This window comes from Romboutsia sp. BSD2780061687b_171204_C1 (assembly GCF_015560225.1).
Lineage (GTDB): Bacteria > Bacillota > Clostridia > Peptostreptococcales > Peptostreptococcaceae > Romboutsia_C > Romboutsia_C hominis.
Genome location: NZ_JADMRK010000003.1, coordinates 20850 through 40163, shown reverse-complemented (window position 1 = coordinate 40163; position 19314 = coordinate 20850). Strand labels below are relative to the sequence as shown.

The 19314-nt window shown below is 30.5% G+C and carries 15 protein-coding genes; 3 read left to right on the top strand and 12 right to left on the bottom strand.

The features are described from left to right. Positions 1-8 precede the first annotated feature (8 nt). From I2H23_RS08000 to I2H23_RS07945, 12 genes are all read right to left on the bottom strand, one after another. Positions 9-701 carry a hypothetical protein gene (locus tag I2H23_RS08000; protein ID WP_092922350.1) on the bottom strand — a complete coding sequence of 231 codons (693 nt, stop codon included), beginning with the start codon at positions 699-701 and terminating at the stop codon, positions 9-11. Positions 702-933: 232 nt separating this feature from the next. Beyond that, positions 934-2499 (bottom strand): sodium-dependent transporter, encoded by a 1566-nt coding sequence (locus I2H23_RS07995; protein WP_195581456.1) that lies wholly within the window; start codon positions 2497-2499, stop codon positions 934-936. A 224-nt stretch (positions 2500-2723) separates the two neighbouring features. After that, a complete protein-coding gene (pyk, locus tag I2H23_RS07990) occupies positions 2724-4484 on the bottom strand; it encodes a pyruvate kinase (protein WP_092922344.1) in 1761 nt (586 codons plus the stop codon). Positions 4485-4502: 18 nt separating this feature from the next. Then, a complete protein-coding gene (gene pfkA, locus I2H23_RS07985; protein ID WP_092922341.1) occupies positions 4503-5462 on the bottom strand; it encodes a 6-phosphofructokinase in 960 nt (319 codons plus the stop codon). 309 nt (positions 5463-5771) lie between these two features. Next, positions 5772-9320, bottom strand: a complete 3549-nt coding sequence (locus I2H23_RS07980) for a DNA polymerase III subunit alpha (protein ID WP_195581455.1) — start codon at positions 9318-9320, stop codon at positions 5772-5774. Between the two features lie 191 nt (positions 9321-9511). Continuing rightward, entirely contained in the window at positions 9512-10456 is a 945-nt protein-coding gene (gene whiA / locus I2H23_RS07975; RefSeq protein ID WP_166504691.1) for a DNA-binding protein WhiA, read from the bottom strand. Positions 10457-10468: 12 nt separating this feature from the next. Further along, positions 10469-10897: an NUDIX hydrolase gene (locus I2H23_RS07970; protein WP_092922332.1), complete on the bottom strand. Its 429-nt coding sequence runs from the start codon at positions 10895-10897 to the stop codon at positions 10469-10471. 65 nt (positions 10898-10962) lie between these two features. Then, positions 10963-12072, bottom strand: a complete 1110-nt coding sequence (locus tag I2H23_RS07965) for a gluconeogenesis factor YvcK family protein (RefSeq protein WP_166504690.1) — start codon at positions 12070-12072, stop codon at positions 10963-10965. Positions 12073-12085: 13 nt separating this feature from the next. After that, on the bottom strand, positions 12086-12943 hold the full coding sequence (gene rapZ, locus I2H23_RS07960; protein ID WP_092922327.1) for an RNase adapter RapZ: 858 nt from the start codon (positions 12941-12943) through the stop codon (positions 12086-12088). Between the two features lie 21 nt (positions 12944-12964). After that, positions 12965-13678 carry a PHP domain-containing protein gene (locus tag I2H23_RS07955; RefSeq protein ID WP_092922324.1) on the bottom strand — a complete coding sequence of 238 codons (714 nt, stop codon included), beginning with the start codon at positions 13676-13678 and terminating at the stop codon, positions 12965-12967. Between the two features lie 3 nt (positions 13679-13681). Next, complete coding sequence (murB, locus tag I2H23_RS07950; RefSeq protein ID WP_092922322.1) at positions 13682-14605, bottom strand: UDP-N-acetylmuramate dehydrogenase; 924 nt, start codon at positions 14603-14605, stop codon at positions 13682-13684. A 186-nt stretch (positions 14606-14791) separates the two neighbouring features. Beyond that, positions 14792-15580, bottom strand: a complete 789-nt coding sequence (locus I2H23_RS07945; RefSeq protein WP_195238087.1) for a formate/nitrite transporter family protein — start codon at positions 15578-15580, stop codon at positions 14792-14794. A 303-nt stretch (positions 15581-15883) separates the two neighbouring features. Between I2H23_RS07945 and I2H23_RS07940 the strand changes: the two genes are divergently transcribed. The 3 genes from I2H23_RS07940 (at position 15884) to I2H23_RS07930 (ending at position 19313) form a co-directional block, all read left to right on the top strand. Further along, positions 15884-16750, top strand: coding sequence for a formate/nitrite transporter family protein (locus tag I2H23_RS07940; RefSeq protein ID WP_092922317.1), 867 nt, complete (start codon positions 15884-15886; stop codon positions 16748-16750). 201 nt (positions 16751-16951) lie between these two features. Then, positions 16952-18436: a cardiolipin synthase gene (cls, locus tag I2H23_RS07935; protein WP_207733567.1), complete on the top strand. Its 1485-nt coding sequence runs from the start codon at positions 16952-16954 to the stop codon at positions 18434-18436. A 379-nt stretch (positions 18437-18815) separates the two neighbouring features. Then, positions 18816-19313: an NADH-quinone oxidoreductase subunit NuoE family protein gene (locus I2H23_RS07930; RefSeq protein WP_195581454.1), complete on the top strand. Its 498-nt coding sequence runs from the start codon at positions 18816-18818 to the stop codon at positions 19311-19313. Position 19314: the final 1 nt, after the last annotated feature.

Here is a 19314-nt window from a genome sequence, read left to right as displayed (position 1 = left end):
TAAAGCCCTTATATAAATAAATCTCTACTTTTATAGCCCCTATACATTTGTAAGCAAGCAAATAATAATAATATAAAACCAAATATAGGGCCTATATATACTAATTTTTCTGCTAAACGTTCTGCTACCCCACTATCTACAATAGCCTTAACTGCGCCTGTGTAGTCTGCCTTGGCATTAATTCCATATCTTATCCATGTAAAAGAAGTCATTATAGCTACAGGTACAACACTCATAGTCATATAAAATCCCGTCATGGTTCTTTGTTTAACACCTTTTAGACCCATGTATATAGGTAAGAAAAATATCACTGGCAATATAAATCCATAAAACTGTGGAGATAGTGCTAAAAACAATATGGAACTAAATAAAAAACTCGTAATATACTTTCTTAAGTAACTTGTCTTTCCCTCAAAGTCACATAAAGATGCTTTTAAATATCTTATGTAAACTTCTATACTTCCTTCTATTTTGTTTTCATCTTTAGATCCTTTAATTTCTTTTAAAAGCTCTGTTCCTTTTGAATTTAGTTGCTGATACTGCTTTTTAAAATTTTCATTTATTTCTATGTCCTCATACTTTGTATATAATGTTTTAAGCTGTTTTATGTATTTTTCCTTTTTATTATCCTTTATCCTCTTAGATTTCTCAACCTCTATTCTTATTTGATTTATAGTTGTCATAACTAATTTTCCGCCCATTAAAATCCCCCCTTAAATATATATTAATATACTTAATCTATTTTTACCTTATTATATATGTGTTTTATTCAAAAAACCCTACAGTAAAATTAAGTAGGGTTTTTATATTTTATCTTACTTTTGATCTTTAATTATAGTTTTCATAGATACTCCTATACAAACAAATATTGTAGTCCATATTGTCCCCATAAATACCCATGCAGCGCCTGTCATAAGTTCAACCTCCTTTATTTTATGAAGTTGTTACTTTATTTGATTCTATTTCCTCTTTATATTTAGATTTGATAGATTTATATGATTGAATAAAGCCAATCAATAATACTCCAAAAACAACTGCTCTACCTAAATTTACCCAAACGGCAAACTCTGGTATACCTTCTATATAGCTTGGTGTTATTTTAAAGTTACCAGCCATCCAGTAATCTCTTGTGAAGAATACTAGGAAAGTTATTATAGTTATTGGTGTTAAGAACTGATGGAACAATCTAAAGAACCACTTAGGGACTTTCCATAATCCGCCTCTATTCATTTCTTGTAAAGCCTTATCTTTAACACACCAACCTATTACTATTATCTCTATTAACCCAAGAACTATCAGTAAGTAGTTACCTATCCAGTTGTCAATTTCTGTAAAGTAAACTAAGTTAGCACTTTGAGTTAGTATTGACTCTAATGCTATTGGTGCCCCAACTATTAGATATCCAACAAATACTATCCAAGCACCTTTCTTTCTATCTATACCTGCATCTTCTTCTAGTAATGCAACTAAATAATTGTACATTGCTATTGCAGATGTTATACCAGCAAAGAATAACAATAAGAACCACAGAGCTCCAAATATTCCTCCACCAGTCATAGTGCTAAATACATTTGGTAATACCATAAATGCAAGACCTATACTTCCTTTTATACCTTCTGGTCCTAAAAATGCATAAGCTATAGGTATAACAGCTGTACCACCTAATATAACTTCTGCAAATTCATTTAATGATACTGTAGCTACAGAAGCTGTTACTATATCTTCATCTGGCTTTAAGTAAGATGCATAATTGTGTATTATACCCATACCTAAAGATAATGTGAAGAATATTTGACCTGCTGCTGCTATTGCAGATGACCATGATAATTGACTAAAGTCTGGATTCCATATAAAGTTAAGACCTGCTAATGAACTCCAATCTGGATTGACTGGTGCCCCTAGTGTCAACGCTCTTATACCTAGTATAATACCAAATACATAAAGCGTAGGCATCATAACTTTGGCCCATGATTCTATACCTTTTTGTATACCTTTCATTACAGCAAATGCTAGACAGAGTAATGAAATAACCCAGAATATTAAATTCTTCGGATCTTGTATATAACTTCCAAAGAAAGCTCCTGGATCTGAATTGTATCCTCCTGTTAATGAGTTGAATGCAAACCCTAATGACCATCCTATTATGTGATTGTAGTAAGAGTTAACTAATATAGTAACTCCAAAAGCTATCATTCCACATAAAGCTCCAACTATAATTGCTTTTTTCGGAGCCATTGCTTGCTTAGCCTGTAAATACATCATAGGACCTATTGTACCATGCCCATATTTACCTCCATGGCGTCCAATACTCCATTCAACTAACATTATAGGTATACCTATAACTATTAGTGCGAAGAAGTATGGTATCATAAATGCTCCTCCACCATTTGAAGCGGCTACATATGGAAATCTCCAGAAGTTCCCTAGCCCAATAGCATTACCCGCCATAGCCAATATAAGGCCAACCTTAGAACCCCAATTCTCTCTACTCTCTGACATTTGTATCCCCCCTTTTTTTATAGTTATGCTCTAAATGAGGTGCATATTACTGTTACATATCAATTTGTTACAGAATATGAATACAAAAAATAGCCACTAAGTTTAATTATTAAACTTAGTGGCTAATATATAACTCAAAAATATAGTATAACTGACTTTAGGCATTTTAAAGTTGTTATTTTTAAGTTTTTAGAAAATTTAAAATTATTTTTTAATTCTTTTTACTACAGAACTCTACTTGATCCTCTATATATTACTCCTCTTGATGCATCAACAGTTATAACCTCTCCATCTTTTACTATACTTAATATATCTCTAGCTGAAACTATAACTGGTTTATCTAAGTTTAGTCCAACTATTGCTGCATGTGAAGTCATTCCGCCTTCTTCTGTTACTATAGCTCCTGCTTTTTCTATATATGGATTCATTTCTATATCAGTCATGGTTGTAACTAATATATCTCCTTCGTTAAACTCTACACATTCCCCTACATTTCTAACTATACGTACATTACCTTCAGCAGTCTTACTTCCAACACCTATACCATTTGCTATTTCTTCACTTATAACATGAACTTTTATTAAGTTAGTAGTTCCGCTTACTCCAACAGGTACTCCAGCTGTTATAACAACTAATTCTCCATTGTTTATGTATTTAGCATTTTTAGCTGCTTCTATAGAGTTTTCTATAACTTCATCTGTATTGTGAGCATTAGATGCTTTAACACTATATACTCCCCAAGTAAGAGCTAATCTTCTCATAACTTTTTCATCATCAGTAGTAGCTATTATTGGACACTTAGGTCTAAATTTAGATACCATTCTAGCAGTGTATCCTGTAGATGTAGAAGTTATTATAGCTGATGCATTTAAATCTATTGCAGTTGTACAAGTAGCATGACTTATTGCATCTGTTACTGTTGAGTTATTATTAGTATTTTGCTTTAATAAGTTATCGTAATCTAATGTTTCTTCAGTTCTTTTAGCTATTGTAGCCATAGTCTTAACAGCTTCAACTGGATATTTACCAGCAGCAGTTTCTCCTGATAGCATTATAGCATCTGTTCCATCGTATATAGCATTTGCAACATCTGTAACTTCTGCTCTTGTTGGTCTTGGATTTCTTATCATAGAATCAAGCATTTGAGTAGCTGTTATTACTGGCTTAGCTAATTCGTTACATTTTCTTATTATCATCTTTTGAACTACAGGTATATCTTCTGTTGGTATTTCAACTCCAAGATCCCCTCTTGCAACCATTATACCATCAGAAACTTTTAATATTTCATCTATATTATCTACACCTTCTTGATTTTCTATTTTAGATATTATTTGTATATCTGTAGCATTATTTTTTTCTAATAATTCTCTTATAGCTAATACGTCTGATGCTTTTCTTACAAATGAAGCTGCTATGTAATCTATACCTTGAGATATACCAAATTCTATATCACTTGCATCTTTTTCAGTTATAGCTGGTAAGTTTATCTTAACACCCGGAACATTTACACCTTTGTGATTTTTAACTACTCCAGAGTTTTCAACTACACAAACGATATCATCTCCATTAACTTCTTTAACTCTAAGTCCTACTAATCCATCATCTATTAGTATAGTATCTCCTGAAACAACATCTTTAGCTAAATCTTTGTAACTTACTGTACAAATTTCTTTTGTTCCTATAACATCTTTCATCGTTATAGTAAATGTTTGCCCTTCTTCTAATAATACTTCTGGGTCAGCAAAGTTTCCTGTTCTTATTTCTGGTCCCTTAGTATCTAATAAAAGCGCTACTGGCTTTCCTAATTTTTCTCTTACCCCTTTAGCAACATCAAATCTTTCTTTGTGCTCTTCATGAGATCCATGAGAAAAGTTAAATCTACAAACGTTTAACCCACTCTCAACAAGTTGTGTTAATACTTCTTCCGTACTTGATGCTGGTCCTAATGTACAAACTATTTTTGTTCTCTTCATATTATTTAACATATATATGCTCCTCCTAAATTATATAGATAGTATTTTTGCCATCTCATAAGTTTCCTTATCAAAATCCCTAGTCATTGATAAAGCTTCAGTTATATCCATGTCAATTATTTCATTTGCTCTAGTACCTACAACTCTTCCAGCTTTACCATCTAGAAGCAATTCTACCGCTCTAACGCCCATCTTACTAGCTAATATTCTATCAAATGCCGTTGGACTTCCTCCTCTTTGGACATGTCCTAGTATTGTAACTCTTAAATCTGCATTTGTTCTAGCCACTATTTCTTTTCCAAGGTCTTGGGCATTTCCAACACCCTCTGCTAAAATTATTATACTGTGTCTTTTACCCCTTTTCTTTGTTGTATCTAACTTATTACATACATCATCTACATTATAGTTAATTTCTGGAACTATTATAGTTTCCGCTCCTCCTGCAAGACCAGCATATAAAGCTAAGTCTCCACAGTGTCTTCCCATAACTTCAATTATGTTAACCCTTTCATGAGATGAAGAAGTATCTCTTATTTTACCTATGGCATCTATTATAGTATTAATTGTTGTATCAAATCCTATAGTATAGTCTGTATACGCTAAGTCATTGTCTATAGTTCCTGGTAATCCTATTGCAGGGAAACCTAACTCTGTTAATTTTAATGCACCATTAAATGATCCATCTCCACCTATAACAACTAAACAATCTATACCATATTTTTTTAAAACTTTAACTGCTACTTTTCTTCCTTCTTCAGTTTTAAACTCTTCACATCTAGAAGACTTTAATATTGTTCCACCTCTATGTATAATGTCACCTACAGAAGATAAGTTCATTTCTTCTAGGTCTTCTTCTATTAACCCTTTATATCCTCTGTTAATTCCATATACTTTGCATCCGTAATAAATAGCAGATCTGACAACAGCTCTTATAGCTGCGTTCATTCCTGGAGCATCTCCTCCACTTGTTAATATACCTATAGTTTTCATAATGATACCTCCTAGTATATATTACATACAGGGACATTAATCGTCCCTGTATCTTTTTTTTATCCCATCAAAGTTAAAAAAATTAAACATGCTAATATATTCTTTTCTGATATTATACCATAATATACATTACTTTTTTAATAATATTATTAATATTCTTCTATTTTATTTTTATTCTTTATAGTACATAGGAAATTATATTCCTATTTTAACTTTATAGTAAATATAATCTCCTAAAATGTACTTTATTAAAATATTTTATCTAACGTTTTATTATAAAACTTCATTATTATCTTTATTTCTTTATCTTTATTTCTTTATCTTGATACAACTCTTAGGTAGTATTTTTTCTAAGCTATACATCAACTCTTCACATATATCTACACTTAGACCATTCCACTTGTATAATTGTTTTGTATCTTCTGCATATAAAAATACATTTTCTTTTCCTAAGTGATTTTTAAATACATCACCTATACGGTTTATAATATCTTGATTTTTATGACTATCTACCTTTAGGTATAAACCAAGTTTAGAATTGTTGCCTACCTGTGATCTTTGTCTTTGATTGCTATCTACTCTATTTTTATATCTAGACTCTTCAAACTTAGAAGTGTCACTTATATCTTTTATCTCTCTAGCTATAAGTTTTGCATTTTCATCCTCTTTTATACTTAGAGTACCTTTTACATATATAATATTATCTTCATTTAGTATATGATTGTATTTTTGCAGTAATTGAGGAAATACTATTATTTCTATTGTTCCATACAAATCCTCAAGTTCTATAAATGCCATAATATCATTTCTTTTTGTAGTTTTTATTATTTTATTAACTACCATACCACCCATTATAACTTCTTTTTCATCTAGTGCTAAATAATTTTCAACATCGTCTTTTAAAGCATTTAGTTTTCCATTATCAATAGAAGTTCTTCTACTTATTTCTTCTTCAAATTGTGAAAGAGGGTGTCCACTTACATACATTCCTAGGACTTCTTTTTCTAAGTTTAGCTTTTCTCTTTCCTCATATTCTTTTAAACTTGGTAACTTACTAACTTCTTGTAATTGAGTAGACTCGCCTTGAGATCCAAATGCATCAAATAAAGATATTTGACCTTGAAGATTTTTCTTTCTGTCCATAGAGACACTATCGATTAAGCCTTCATACCCTGCCATTAGACTTGCTCTATTTTCAGATATTTCATCAAAAGCCCCACACTTTATTAAACTCTCTATGACCCTTTTGTTTATATCTTTTGAATCTAATCTTTTTAGAAGATCTGATATATCTGTAAATCTGCCATTAGCTTCTCTTTCTCTTATTATATTATTTATAATATTCACACCGACATTTTTGACAGCTGCTAGTCCAAATCTTATGTTAGTTCCCTCAACTGAGAATTTAGAAAAACTACTATTTATATCTGGCCTTAATATTTCAATTCCTAATGCGTTACATTCTCTTATATATTCAACAACTTTATCAGTATTACCCATTACACTTGTTATTAAAGCTGCCATAAATTCTACTGGATAGTGTGCTTTTAAGTAGGCTGTTTCATATGATAATACACCATATGCAGCAGCATGCGATTTATTAAAAGCATATTTTGCAAAGTCTATCATATCATCAAATATTTTTTCAGCGATTTCTTCTGGAACACCATTCCTTACACACCCAGCTATTTCTATATTTCCGTCTTCATCTTCTTTACCATGGACAAAGTATCTTCTTTCTTCTTCCATTACATCCATCTTCTTTTTACCCATAGCTCTTCTAACTAAGTCACTACGGCCATAAGTATATCCACCTAAATCTCTAACAACCTGCATAACCTGCTCTTGATATACTAAACATCCATAGGTAACATCCATTATAGGTCTTAAAGACTCATGTAGGTATTTAACTTTATCTGGATTATTCTTGTTTTCTATATAAGTAGGTATAGAATCCATTGGACCCGGTCTGTATAAAGATATTCCTGCCACTATATCCTCGAAATTATCAGGTCTTAATTGTTTCATGAAACTTCTCATCCCAGCACTTTCTAATTGGAATACACCTAGCGTATTACCTGATGATAAAAGTTCATATACTTTTTTATCATCATAATCCATTTTAGAAAAGTCTATTTTTACACCATGATTTTTTTCTATCAATTCAAGTGCATCTCTTATTACAGTTAAAGTTCTCAGTCCTAAGAAATCCATCTTTAAAAGACCAAGCTCTTCTAATGTAGTCATAGTAAATTGAGTTGTTATAGCATCTTGGTGTTTATATAGTGGTACATATTCATCTACTGGATTTTTAGATATAACTACACCTGCTGCATGGGTAGATGCATGTCTAAGCATTCCCTCTATTTGCTTTGATATATCTATGATTTCTTTTGTTTCTTTATCTTGTTCATATAATGCTCTTAGATTTGGATTGGTTTCTAGAGCTTTATCTATTGTCATCCCTAAAGCAAATGGAATTTCTTTTGCTATTTTGTCTACTTTGTTATATGGTACATCTAAAACTCTACCAACATCTCTTATAGCAGCTTTAGCTCCCATTGTTCCAAAAGTTATTATCTGTGCAACGTGATCTTCACCATATTTTCTTTTTACATAATCTATAACTTCTTCTCTTCTTTCATAACAGAAGTCAATATCTATATCGGGCATGGATACACGCTCTGGATTTAAAAATCTTTCAAATAACAGTGAGTATTTTATAGGGTCTATATCTGTTATTTTAAGGGTATATGCAACAATAGAACCTGCCGCACTACCTCTACCTGGACCTACCATTATATTATTTTCTTTAGAGAAGTTTATAAAATCCCATGTGATTAAGAAATACTCTACGTATCCCATTTTTTCAATGACACTTAATTCATAATTAAGTCTATCTATAACTTCTTGACTTGCGGTACCATATCTTTCTTCTAATCCCTTAAAGCAAAGTTCTCTAAGATAGCTATCTGGTGTATAACCTTTAGGAACTTCATATTGTGGTAAATGTATTGTATTAAAGTCAAATTCTACATTACATTGTTCTGCTATCTTTACAGTATTATCTAATGCCTCTATGACGTCTGGAAATACCCTTTCCATTTCTTCTCTTGATTTTAGATAAAATTCATCACTACCAAACCTCATTCTATTTGGATCGTTTAAAGTTTTACCCATCTGAATACACATAAGTGCATCATGAATCTTTGCATCTTCTTTATTAACATAATGTACATCATTTGTAGCAACTAATGGTATACCTGTTTCTCTTGAAAGTTTTATTATTTCTTCATTTACAGACCTTTGCTCTTCTATGTTTTGGTCTTGTATTTCTAAATAATAATTACCCTTTCCAAATATACTTTCATATTCTAAAGCGTATTTTTTTGCTTTTTCATAATTTCTATCCATAAGAGATTGTGCTATATCTCCTGCTAAACATGCTGATAAAGCTATAATTCCCTTACTATATTTTCTAAGTTCATCCATATCTATTCTTGGTTTATAATAAAATCCTTCTACATAAGAAGTAGATACTAGTTTTATAAGATTTTGATATCCTTCCATATCCTTTGCTAATAAAACTAAATGTCCTTGATTTTTATCATAATTAGGGTCTTTATCTCTTAATCTACGAGGTGCTGTATATACCTCACAACCTATTATAGGTTTTATTCCTTCTTTTTTAGCTGTTTTATAAAAATCTATTACTCCAAACATACAACCATGGTCTGTTATGGCAATAGAACTCATATTCAATTCTTTTGCTTTACTCACAAGCTTCTTTACTCTTGAAAAACCATCAAGTAAACTATACTCCGTGTGAACATGAAGATGTGCGAAATCTTTGCTCACTAAACCACCTCCTGTCTTATCTTCTTATATTACCATAAAATAAGGTGATAAAACTTTAATTTTAACACTTATCTATTGAGCTATCATATTTATACCTTTAATCAGTATATATCCTTAAAATAACGAACTATTAGTTAATATATACCGTATTTTTATATACAAAAAGAGGTTATATAAATATAACCCCTATATTACTTATTCCTAAGATTGTTAGCTATCTCTTCTATTTTTCTTAATCTATGATTTACACCAGACTTACCTATTGGAGGATTTAGTATTTCTCCTAATTCCTTTAATGTTAAGTCTTCACATTCTAGCCTAACTTTAGCTATTTCTTGCAAGTTTTCAGGTAAACTATTTATTCCGATAGTTTCTTGTATAAACTTAATATTTTCCACCTGTCTAACTGCTGCATTAACAGTTTTTGAAAGATTCGCAGTTTCGCAGTTAACTATACGATTTACATTATTTCTCATTGCTTTTACAATTTTTGTGTTCTGAAGACTTAAAAGTGCATTGTGAGCTCCTATTATACTTAATAAATCCGATATTTGTTCACTTTCCTTTAAGTACACTACATAGTTATTCTTTCTAAGAACTATTTTACAATTAAATCCTAATGAATTTATAAGGTTCTGTAGGGATTCTGCAAATTCCTCATTGTTAGTTACAAACTCCATATGATAATTTTTCCCCGGATCACTTATAGATCCTCCTCCAAGAAATGCACCTCTTATAAAAGCTCTTATACATTCATCATCTTTTAAAAGATGACTTGGTACTTTATTTAAAGGATAAAATCCATCTCCTGGCTCTAATATCCCTAAATCCTTTATAAGTTTTTGTGCTCCCATTTCACTAGTAACCATAAGAACATAGCTATTATTTCTCTTTAGCATTTGATTCTTATTTACCGATATAGTTGTGTTTATACCAAAATTTTGTTTTAGTAGTCTAAATACCTTACGGGCTATAGAGTTTAGCTCCGTAGTTATCTTTAAATTTAATTTTTTATATCCTACAATTTGTATACTTCCTGATAATCTTACTAGAGCAGCTAATTCAGCTATGTTGCAATTATCATTATCTGACGTAATTCTTGCTAACTCATTTTTCGTTTCAGCTGAAAAAGACATAATTATCACCTATTAACTGTTCTTTTTTAATCGTTTTTTTATTTCTTGTAAAGCAACTTTGATGATTTCCTTTTCATCATCATATCTAGCCAAGTCTACTACCCTATCTAAATGTATAAACTTAGCATCTATAAACCCTTCTTCTTTTTGAGGTATTGTATCCATATTTCTTGCATGCATTAAATACCAAAATACAGTTTTATGAACCGCTTTGTTTTCATCCCAGTTTTCTTTGAATGTATAATGAATTTCACCTAAATATTTCAGTATTTCAGCTTTTACCCCAGTTTCTTCTAAAACTTCTCGTAACGCTGCCTCTTGCCTATTTTCGCCTTCTTCTACCTTTCCTTTCGGTAAAACCCAATCTCCATTGAATTTTCTAAGTAAAAGTATGGCATTGCCAAATAGTACTACACCTCCGGCACTAACCTCTTCTCTCATAGATGTTCACTCCTTAAAACTAACATAATAATAAGGATTTCTACATAAATACTTAAAATCCTTTTTTACTTCATAGTGTCATTTTTATGACTTAGTGCCAAATCAACTATTATACTAGAAATGCAATCTGCATCATGTCTAATATAATTATTTTTTATCTCAATTAGGTTTTCTTCTATCGATTTTACCCCCATACCTTTAAGGGTATTTTTTTGCCCTTTGTCTAGTAAAACTTGACTAGCACCATCTTTTTGGTATCTTTCATATATATATTCTGGTAATATTTCATTATTTGATATCACATAATCAATAATATTTTCACTTGAATGTTTTATTATTGCATTTACATGTTGCAAAACATTGTATTCGTCTGTTTCCCCTGGTTGGGTCATTATGTTAGATATATATACCTTTGGGGCTTTTGACGCTTTAATTGCATCGACTACTCCATCAACTAAAAGATTTGGAATTATACTTGTATATAAACTTCCTGGACCTATAACTATTATATCAGCATTTTCTATAGAGTTAATAACTTCGTCCAACGGTTTTGCATTAGATGGTTCTAAAAATACTTTTTCTATAGATGTATTTTTAGATTTTACTTCCTTTGGAATATTCGATTCCCCTTTTACTATGCTTTTATCTTTTAGCTTTGCTACAAGATTTATATCTTCTAATGTTACTGGCAATACCTTTCCAGTTATTGCAAATATTTGACTCATTTTATATACAGCAACTTCAAAATTTCCATATAAACCATTCATTGCTGCCAAAAACAGATTGCCAAAACTTTGACCTTTTAAGCCACCTTCTGTGAATCTATACTTCATAACTTCATCCATAGTAGGCTCTATATTGGCAAGAGCTAACAGACAATTTCTTATATCCCCTGGAGGCAACATCCCTAAGTCTTCTCTTAATACTCCAGATCCTCCACCATCATCTGCAACAGTAACTATTGCAGTTATATTTTTAGTATGGTATTTTAGACCTCTCAAGAAAATTGATTGACCTGTACCTCCTCCTATAACAACAACTTTTGGTTCTACACTTTCCTTACTTCTAAGATATCTTGGCTTGATTCTTTCATTTACAATTCTTCTATATAAATAAAATGATATTAATAAAGAAACCCACCCTGTTACCCCTACTATAAAAAATATAGTACTCATTTTTTCCTCCAGATTATCTAATCATAGAGTCTCTGTGTTTCTTTACGACCCTATATCCTTTTTTCATCAGCTCATCATATATAAGATTCGCTATAGTTACAGATCTATGTCTACCTCCAGTACAACCTATACCAATAACTAAATGTTGCTTTCCTTCTTCTATATACTGTGGTACTAAAAATTGTATCATATCATTTAATTTGTAAAAAAATTCTTGACTTATCTTAGAATTCATAACATAATCTCTTACATCTTGTTCGTCACCTGTTTTAGGTCTTAATTCTTCTAGATAGTATGGATTTGGCAAGAATCTTACATCAAATACTAAATCACAATCTGCTGGTATACCATGTTTAAATCCAAATGATAATACAGATATAGTTAATTTATTATTTTCTTCTCCTTGAGAGTATATCTTGCTTATCTCTTCCTTTAAATCCTTAGGCTTCATATTAGTCGTATCTATAATAGAATCAGATACTTCTTTTAAGGGTTCCATTATCTCTCTTTCCATTTTTATACCTTCTGTTAAAGATACGTTCATAGAAAGAGGATGATTTCTTCTTGTCATTTTATATCTATTTAATAATACTCTATCTGAACAATCTAAATATAACATTTCATATTTATAGTTTTCTTTTTTTAAATACTCTAAACTCTCATGAAGTTCCTTGAAAAATCTTCTTCCTCTAATATCTATACCTAAAGCAACTTTATCAATACTTGAATTTGGTTGATAACATAACTCTGCAAATTTTGTTATTAAAGCAGGTGGTAAGTTATCTACACAATAAAATCCCATATCTTCTAAAGCTCTCATAGTTTCACTTTTTCCTGACCCAGAAAGTCCAGTAACTATTACAAATTTCATCTAACTTACCCCCTTAAATCTTTATACTCTTATATTTTCAACAAATGATAAATCTAATTTAGCTTCTTTAATAGTCTTCATAGCTTTGTCAAAATTTCCTACGTTATTAGGTATGTGTGCATCAGATCCTATTATAAATGTATTTCCTAAATGTTTTATTTTTTTTAGCTGTTCTACATTTAAATATCCATGACTACTATTAATTTCAAGTCTTGTATTAGTCTCTTTTGCCACCTTAGCTATTTCCTCTATATACACATCTCCTTTATCTCCAGGATGCGTTATAATAAAAATATCATTGTTTCTCATAGCATTTATTATGCCTTGAGTATTATACTCTTTTGCCTTTTCATTTTTTATAATGTAATTATTAAAATGATTCATCATACTTTTTAATGATGTTGGAGCTGATCCAAAATGATACCCTGCCATTACGTAATCGAAAAAATGTATAATATTTTCATTTATATCTATGTTACCATTTTTATCTAGTATATTACATTCCATTCCTAAAAGGATATCTATATTAGGGTATTTTTGGTTCAATTTATCAATTTCTTCTCTCATTTTTTGTATATCTTTTAGTTTAACACCATATGTCATATGTCTATATCCATGGTCTGATATTCCGATTTTTTTTATACCCTTAGACATAGCCACCTTAACATTCTCTTCTATTGTACCTTTTCCATGACTATATATAGTGTGTGTATGATAATCTGCTAATATTTGCATATTTTAGTCCTCTCCAAGTATCTTAACCTCTTCTTCAAGTAAAACATTGAACTTAGCATTAACAGTACTTTTTACTACATACATTAAATCCAATAAATCTTTAGCTTTAGCATTGCCTATATTAACAACAAATCCACTGTGCTTTTCAGAAACTTGTGCTCCACCTAATGTAAGACCTTTTAATCCACAGTCCTCTATTAATTTACCTGCAAAGTGTCCTTCTGGTCTTTTAAAAGTACTTCCCGCACTTGGTAAACTTAAAGGTTGCTTTGTAACTCTTCTTTGAGTAAAGTCTTTCATTGTTTCTTTTATTTCTTCATAGTTTCCTTTTTCTAATTCTATTACTGCTGATAATACTATATAGTTTGTTCTAGTTAAAATACTTTTTCTATATTCAAATTCCATTTGTTCATTTGTAAACTCAAATATATTACCATCTGTATCCATAAGTCTTACAGATTTAACTATATCCTTCATTTCTCCGCCATAAGCACCTGCATTCATAGCTAATGCCCCACCTAATGTACCTGGTATTCCAGCCGCAAATTCAAAGCCTTTTAACTCTTCCCTCATTACAGCTTTCCCAACTACAGAAAGCATTGCTCCTGATTTAATTTTTACAGTAGTTCCTTCTATTTCGAAGTCATTGAAATTATTTGATATTTCAATAACAACTCCTCTTATTCCACCATCTTTAACTAATAAGTTTGAACCATTTCCTATTACAATATATGGAACGTTTTCTTCCTTTAATAGTTTTATAATATCTCTTATCTGTTCTTCTGTATTTGGCTTTACTAATATATCGGCAGGTCCACCAACTCTAAATGATATGTGTTTTTTCATCGGCTCATCTACCATTATATTTCCTTTATTTTCTTCGCCTAATATATCTAATAAACTGTTATATATAAATTCCTTATTCATATATCTATATTTCCTCCTAGTTTATACTAATTATACATATTTATATACTTATTTATATTCATTTACTTGTATTTTATTAATTTCATCTATCTTATATATAATAATGTATTAAAAAAAAAATAACAATATATAAAGGTCTAAAGTAAATTAAAAAAGCGTTGATATAGCTATATCAACGCAATGTTCCTAATTAGTATTTTTTGATGTTGTTTTTTTAAGGTAACATCTATGATATGCAAAGGGAATAATTATAGCCCCTCCTACAATATTTCCTAATGTTACAAAAACTAGATTTATTAGTAATCCTACTATACTAACTTGTGCACCTAATAACATTCCCATAGGTATGAAGAACATATTCGCAATACTATGTTCAAATCCACATAATACAAATAGCATTATTGGGAACCAACATGAAAATATTTTTGATGCTATATCTTGAGAAGCTGTAGCCATCCATACTGCTAAAACAACTAAAATATTACACATTATAGCTCTTAAGAACATCTGCAAAATATCAAGATTTGCTTTAGATTCTGCTATAGCTATTGCTTTAGTAGCTGCATCACCAGATAATGTACCTGAATAAAATACAATTAAAGCTAGAACTACAGATCCTACAAAGTTTGCCAAATATACAAAGCTCCAATTCCTAAACATTTGACCTATAGTTATTTTCTTTTCTAAAACTGCTAAGGTCATTAAATTGTTTCCTGTAAAAAGTTCTGCTCCGCATATTACAACTAACATAAGTCCAACAGGGAACACCATCGCTCCAACAAATCTACCTAGCCCTGGGTCTATATTAGATATAGTTTGACCGAATAGTATGTTTCCTAATCCTCCAAAGCCTATAAAAATACCTGCAAGTATACCTAACCTAATACATGAGCTAGTAGATAAGTTAGCTTTATTTATACCTACATTTACAGTAGCATTTGCTACTTCCCTGGGTGTTAAGAATCTTTTGTCCATAAATCCACCCCCTATTTTTATATAAGCACTTAAAAAGATTATAGCACCATCGTAGTTAATTTATCTACAAATACAAACCATGTATACTAAATATATATTTTTGAATATAGTTACTCACATTATAAAAGACGTTTTTGTAGATTAATTTCACATTTTATTAAGTTGAATGTTTTATGTATACAAAGTTAAATTTTTATTGTATAATTACTACTGTTGTGTTTTTCGACAGAAAAATTAAAATTTCATAACAAGTTTGAAATTTATTATTTAATAATATTTATATATTTTAGAGGAGGACTTTATATGTCAGATAAGAAAATGCTTATGCCAGCTGAAATAGCAGAGTACACTATCAACACTGGTATAAAAAAGGCTACTACGCCAACTAAAAAAGTTTTAGCTTCTGCATTCTTAGCTGGTGCTTACATAGCATTCGGTGCTTTAGGATCAGTTGCAGCTGCTTACAACTTATTAGCAAACCCTGCTACTTACGGATTAGGTAAAATGGTAGCTGGACTTATGTTCCCTGCTGGACTTATATTTGTTTTAATAGCTGGTGCGGACTTATTCACAGGAAATATACTTGTAGCTTTAGCAGCTTTCAAGAAAAAAGTTACTTGGGGACAAGCTTTCAAGAACTGGGCTTTAGTTTGGATAGGTAACTTATTGGGTGCAGTATTAGTTGCATGGATGGTTAGTATGTCTGGTGTATTCGATTGGAGTAACGGACTATATGGTGGTGTTGTTGTTAAAAATGCTATCGGTAAATTAGGTTTCCCTTGGATATCTGCTATGATATCAGGTATATTATGTAACTGGATAGTTTGTGTTACTGTATGGATGAGCTACGGAGCTAAGGATATATCTGGTAAAGTTTTAACTGGATTCATCGGTATATTCTTATTTGTTTGTGCTGGATTTGAGCATAGTGTTGCTAACATGGGATACTTATTCGCAGGTTTATTCGCTAAAGGAAATACTGCATTCTTAGAAGCAGCTCACAAAACTGCCGCTGATGCAGCTGCTATAAACGTACCAAGCATATTCATGAATAACTTAATACCAGTTACAATAGGTAACATATTAGGAGGGGCAATATTCGTTGCTGGTATATACTTCTTCTTATATGCTAATAAAGAAGAATCTTCAGAAGCTAAGAAAGCAGCTTAATTAATATAAATATTCAAGAGATTATACTATAATCACAGTATAATCTCTTTTTTTATTATTAATACATTCTGTTAGCTAATCCTTATTTTTTCGACATTCTTTTGTATTTACGTTAAATTTATACCTTATTTATTGACTATGTGCTATAAATAGTATTAAAATATATATTTATTCGTACTTATTCTAGAAGGGGGTTTTGTGATGAACTTATCTTTTATTAAAGATTCGGCCTATGAAATGTTTGTGACACTAATCTATATATTAAACTTTTCTGCAGTTATACATCTTATATTTAGAGAAAAAAGAGATACTCAAACTACAATGGCATGGATTCTTATACTTTTAACCATTCCTGCTGTAGGTTTTGTATTATATATTACTTTTGGACATGGAATCTCCAAAGATAATATGTTTAAGATTAAAGAAGAAGAAGATAGGATTTTAAAAGATAATATAGTTAACACTCACGCTAAATTAGAATGTGATAACAGTCTAGATCCTAGCTTATTAGCTAATAAGGATATTATTTATGCTCTAGCTAATTCTAACTATGCACATTATTCAACTAATAACTCTGTTGATATATATGAAAAACCTAAGGAATTTTTTGATTCTCTATTAGATGAATTAAAAAAGGCTAAGGAGTATATAAATATACAGTTTTATATATTTAAAGATGATGACATCGGAAATAAAGTAATAGATATTCTATTAGAAAAATTAGATGAGGGTGTAGAAGTAAGGCTTCTATATGATGCTGTAGGAAGTAGACTCTTCTCAGATAAATCTATAGCTAAGTTAAAAAAAGCCGGAGTTAAAGTTGGTTGCTTCTTCCCTTCTTTTATGAAAATAGTAAACTTCAACCTAAACTATAGAAATCATCGTAAAATTGTTGTTATAGATGGTAATGTTGGTTTCGTTGGCGGGAATAATGTTGGTGATGAATATTTAGGTAAAGACCCTAAATTTGGTTACTGGAGAGATACTCACCTTAAACTTACAGGAGAATGTGTAAGAGATTTAAATATTAGATTTATGCTTGATTGGAGATTTACAACTCAGGAAAATTTAGATATGGATAAGTATTTCATTCAAAAAAATACTATGGTTCCAACTGAGACTTCTTGTGACAATGTTGGTGTTCAAATTGTATCTAGTGGTCCTGATATAACAGAATTAGATGAAATAAAATATGGGTATATGAAAATGATTCAGGGAGCTAAGAAGTACCTTTATATACAAAGCCCTTATTTTATCTTAGATAAAACTTTAGTAGATATACTAAGGGTAGCATGTCTATCTGGTGTTGATGTTAGAATAATGATACCATCTAAACCTGACCACCCATTTGTATATTGGGCATCTTACTCTTATGCAGGTGAGTTATTAAAATTCGGTGCAAAACTGTATACTTATGACGAGAATGCATTTTTACATGCTAAGACCATAGTTATTGATGATACTATCTGCTCTATTGGTACAGCTAATATGGATATAAGAAGTTTCGAGTTAAACTTTGAGGTTAATGCATTTATGTACTCTCCTGAAGTTGCTAAGAAACAAAAGAAAATATTTGAAAATGACATTCTAAAATCTAAAGAAATTACCTTAGATATATATAATTCAAGATCAAATATAGTGAGAATAAAGCAGTCTATTTCTAGACTTTTATCTCCTGTATTGTAATAAATAAAAGTATGTATTGAGTTTTAACTTGATGCATACTTTTATTTATTGTATATTTTTAGACAATTCAAAATATTCTTTCACTAATTCTTTAAATTTTAACTTTTTAACTATTTTATATATTATAATATAATTATCATTTAAACTATCACATCTTTACTAACATCGTAATACTCATCTAATTTTTCATCTTAGATTTACTGATTTAACATATTTCCAATGGGTATATCTTAATTTTAGTTAACTTTTTGGCATAAAATAATATAAAATCTACTATTATAAGATAAGTATTATTTTATGAAGTTAATTTTTAATAAAACTCTTATTATACCTTAAAGTTTTATTAGTTTAAATTTTTTATACGATAAGGGGGATTTGTATGTGTGACTTTTATTCACGTAACAAGCATTTATTTGACCAATTAGACAACTTCATTGATTCTCTTGAAACTAGAAAGGGCGCTTTAATCCAAGTACTACACCATGCTCAAGGTATATTTGGCTTCTTGCCTAAAGAAGTACAACTTTATATAGCTAAAGCTTTAGATGTTGCTCCATCTAAAGTGTACGGTGTTGTTAGTTTCTATTCTTACTTTACCACTGAGCCAAGAGGTGAATATAAAATAAGTGTATGTTTAGGTACTGTTTGCTTCGTTAAAGGTGCAGATAAAATATTAGCACAATTTGAAAAAGAACTTGGTATAAAATCTGGAGAAACTACAAAGGATCTTAAATTCTCTCTTGAGGGATTAAGATGTGTTGGTGCATGTGGCCTTGCTCCGGTTGTTGTGGTAAATGGTAAAGTTTATGGACAAGTTAAGCCTGAAGATGTTACTAGTATCTTAGACAATTATAGAGAAACAGAAATAAATTGCTAAG

Bases quoted from the DNA above. Each gene is read 5' to 3' on its own strand.
- I2H23_RS07940 (WP_092922317.1), top strand. From the start codon at position 15,884: ATGTCAGATAAGAAAATGCTTATGCCAGCTGAAATAGCAGAGTACACT.
- murB (WP_092922322.1), bottom strand. From the start codon at position 14,605: ATGAATAAGGAATTTATATATAACAGTTTATTAGATATATTAGGCGAA.
- I2H23_RS07955 (WP_092922324.1), bottom strand. From the start codon at position 13,678: ATGCAAATATTAGCAGATTATCATACACACACTATATATAGTCATGGA.
- pyk (WP_092922344.1), bottom strand. From the start codon at position 4,484: ATGTTAAATAATATGAAGAGAACAAAAATAGTTTGTACATTAGGACCA.
- I2H23_RS08000 (WP_092922350.1), bottom strand. From the start codon at position 701: ATGGGCGGAAAATTAGTTATGACAACTATAAATCAAATAAGAATAGAG.
- cls (WP_207733567.1), top strand. From the start codon at position 16,952: ATGAACTTATCTTTTATTAAAGATTCGGCCTATGAAATGTTTGTGACA.
- I2H23_RS07930 (WP_195581454.1), top strand. From the start codon at position 18,816: ATGTGTGACTTTTATTCACGTAACAAGCATTTATTTGACCAATTAGAC.
- rapZ (WP_092922327.1), bottom strand. From the start codon at position 12,943: ATGAAATTTGTAATAGTTACTGGACTTTCTGGGTCAGGAAAAAGTGAA.
- whiA (WP_166504691.1), bottom strand. From the start codon at position 10,456: ATGTCTTTTTCAGCTGAAACGAAAAATGAGTTAGCAAGAATTACGTCA.
- pfkA (WP_092922341.1), bottom strand. From the start codon at position 5,462: ATGAAAACTATAGGTATATTAACAAGTGGAGGAGATGCTCCAGGAATG.
- I2H23_RS07965 (WP_166504690.1), bottom strand. From the start codon at position 12,072: ATGAGTACTATATTTTTTATAGTAGGGGTAACAGGGTGGGTTTCTTTA.
- I2H23_RS07970 (WP_092922332.1), bottom strand. From the start codon at position 10,897: ATGAGAGAAGAGGTTAGTGCCGGAGGTGTAGTACTATTTGGCAATGCC.
- I2H23_RS07945 (WP_195238087.1), bottom strand. From the start codon at position 15,580: ATGGACAAAAGATTCTTAACACCCAGGGAAGTAGCAAATGCTACTGTA.
- I2H23_RS07995 (WP_195581456.1), bottom strand. From the start codon at position 2,499: ATGTCAGAGAGTAGAGAGAATTGGGGTTCTAAGGTTGGCCTTATATTG.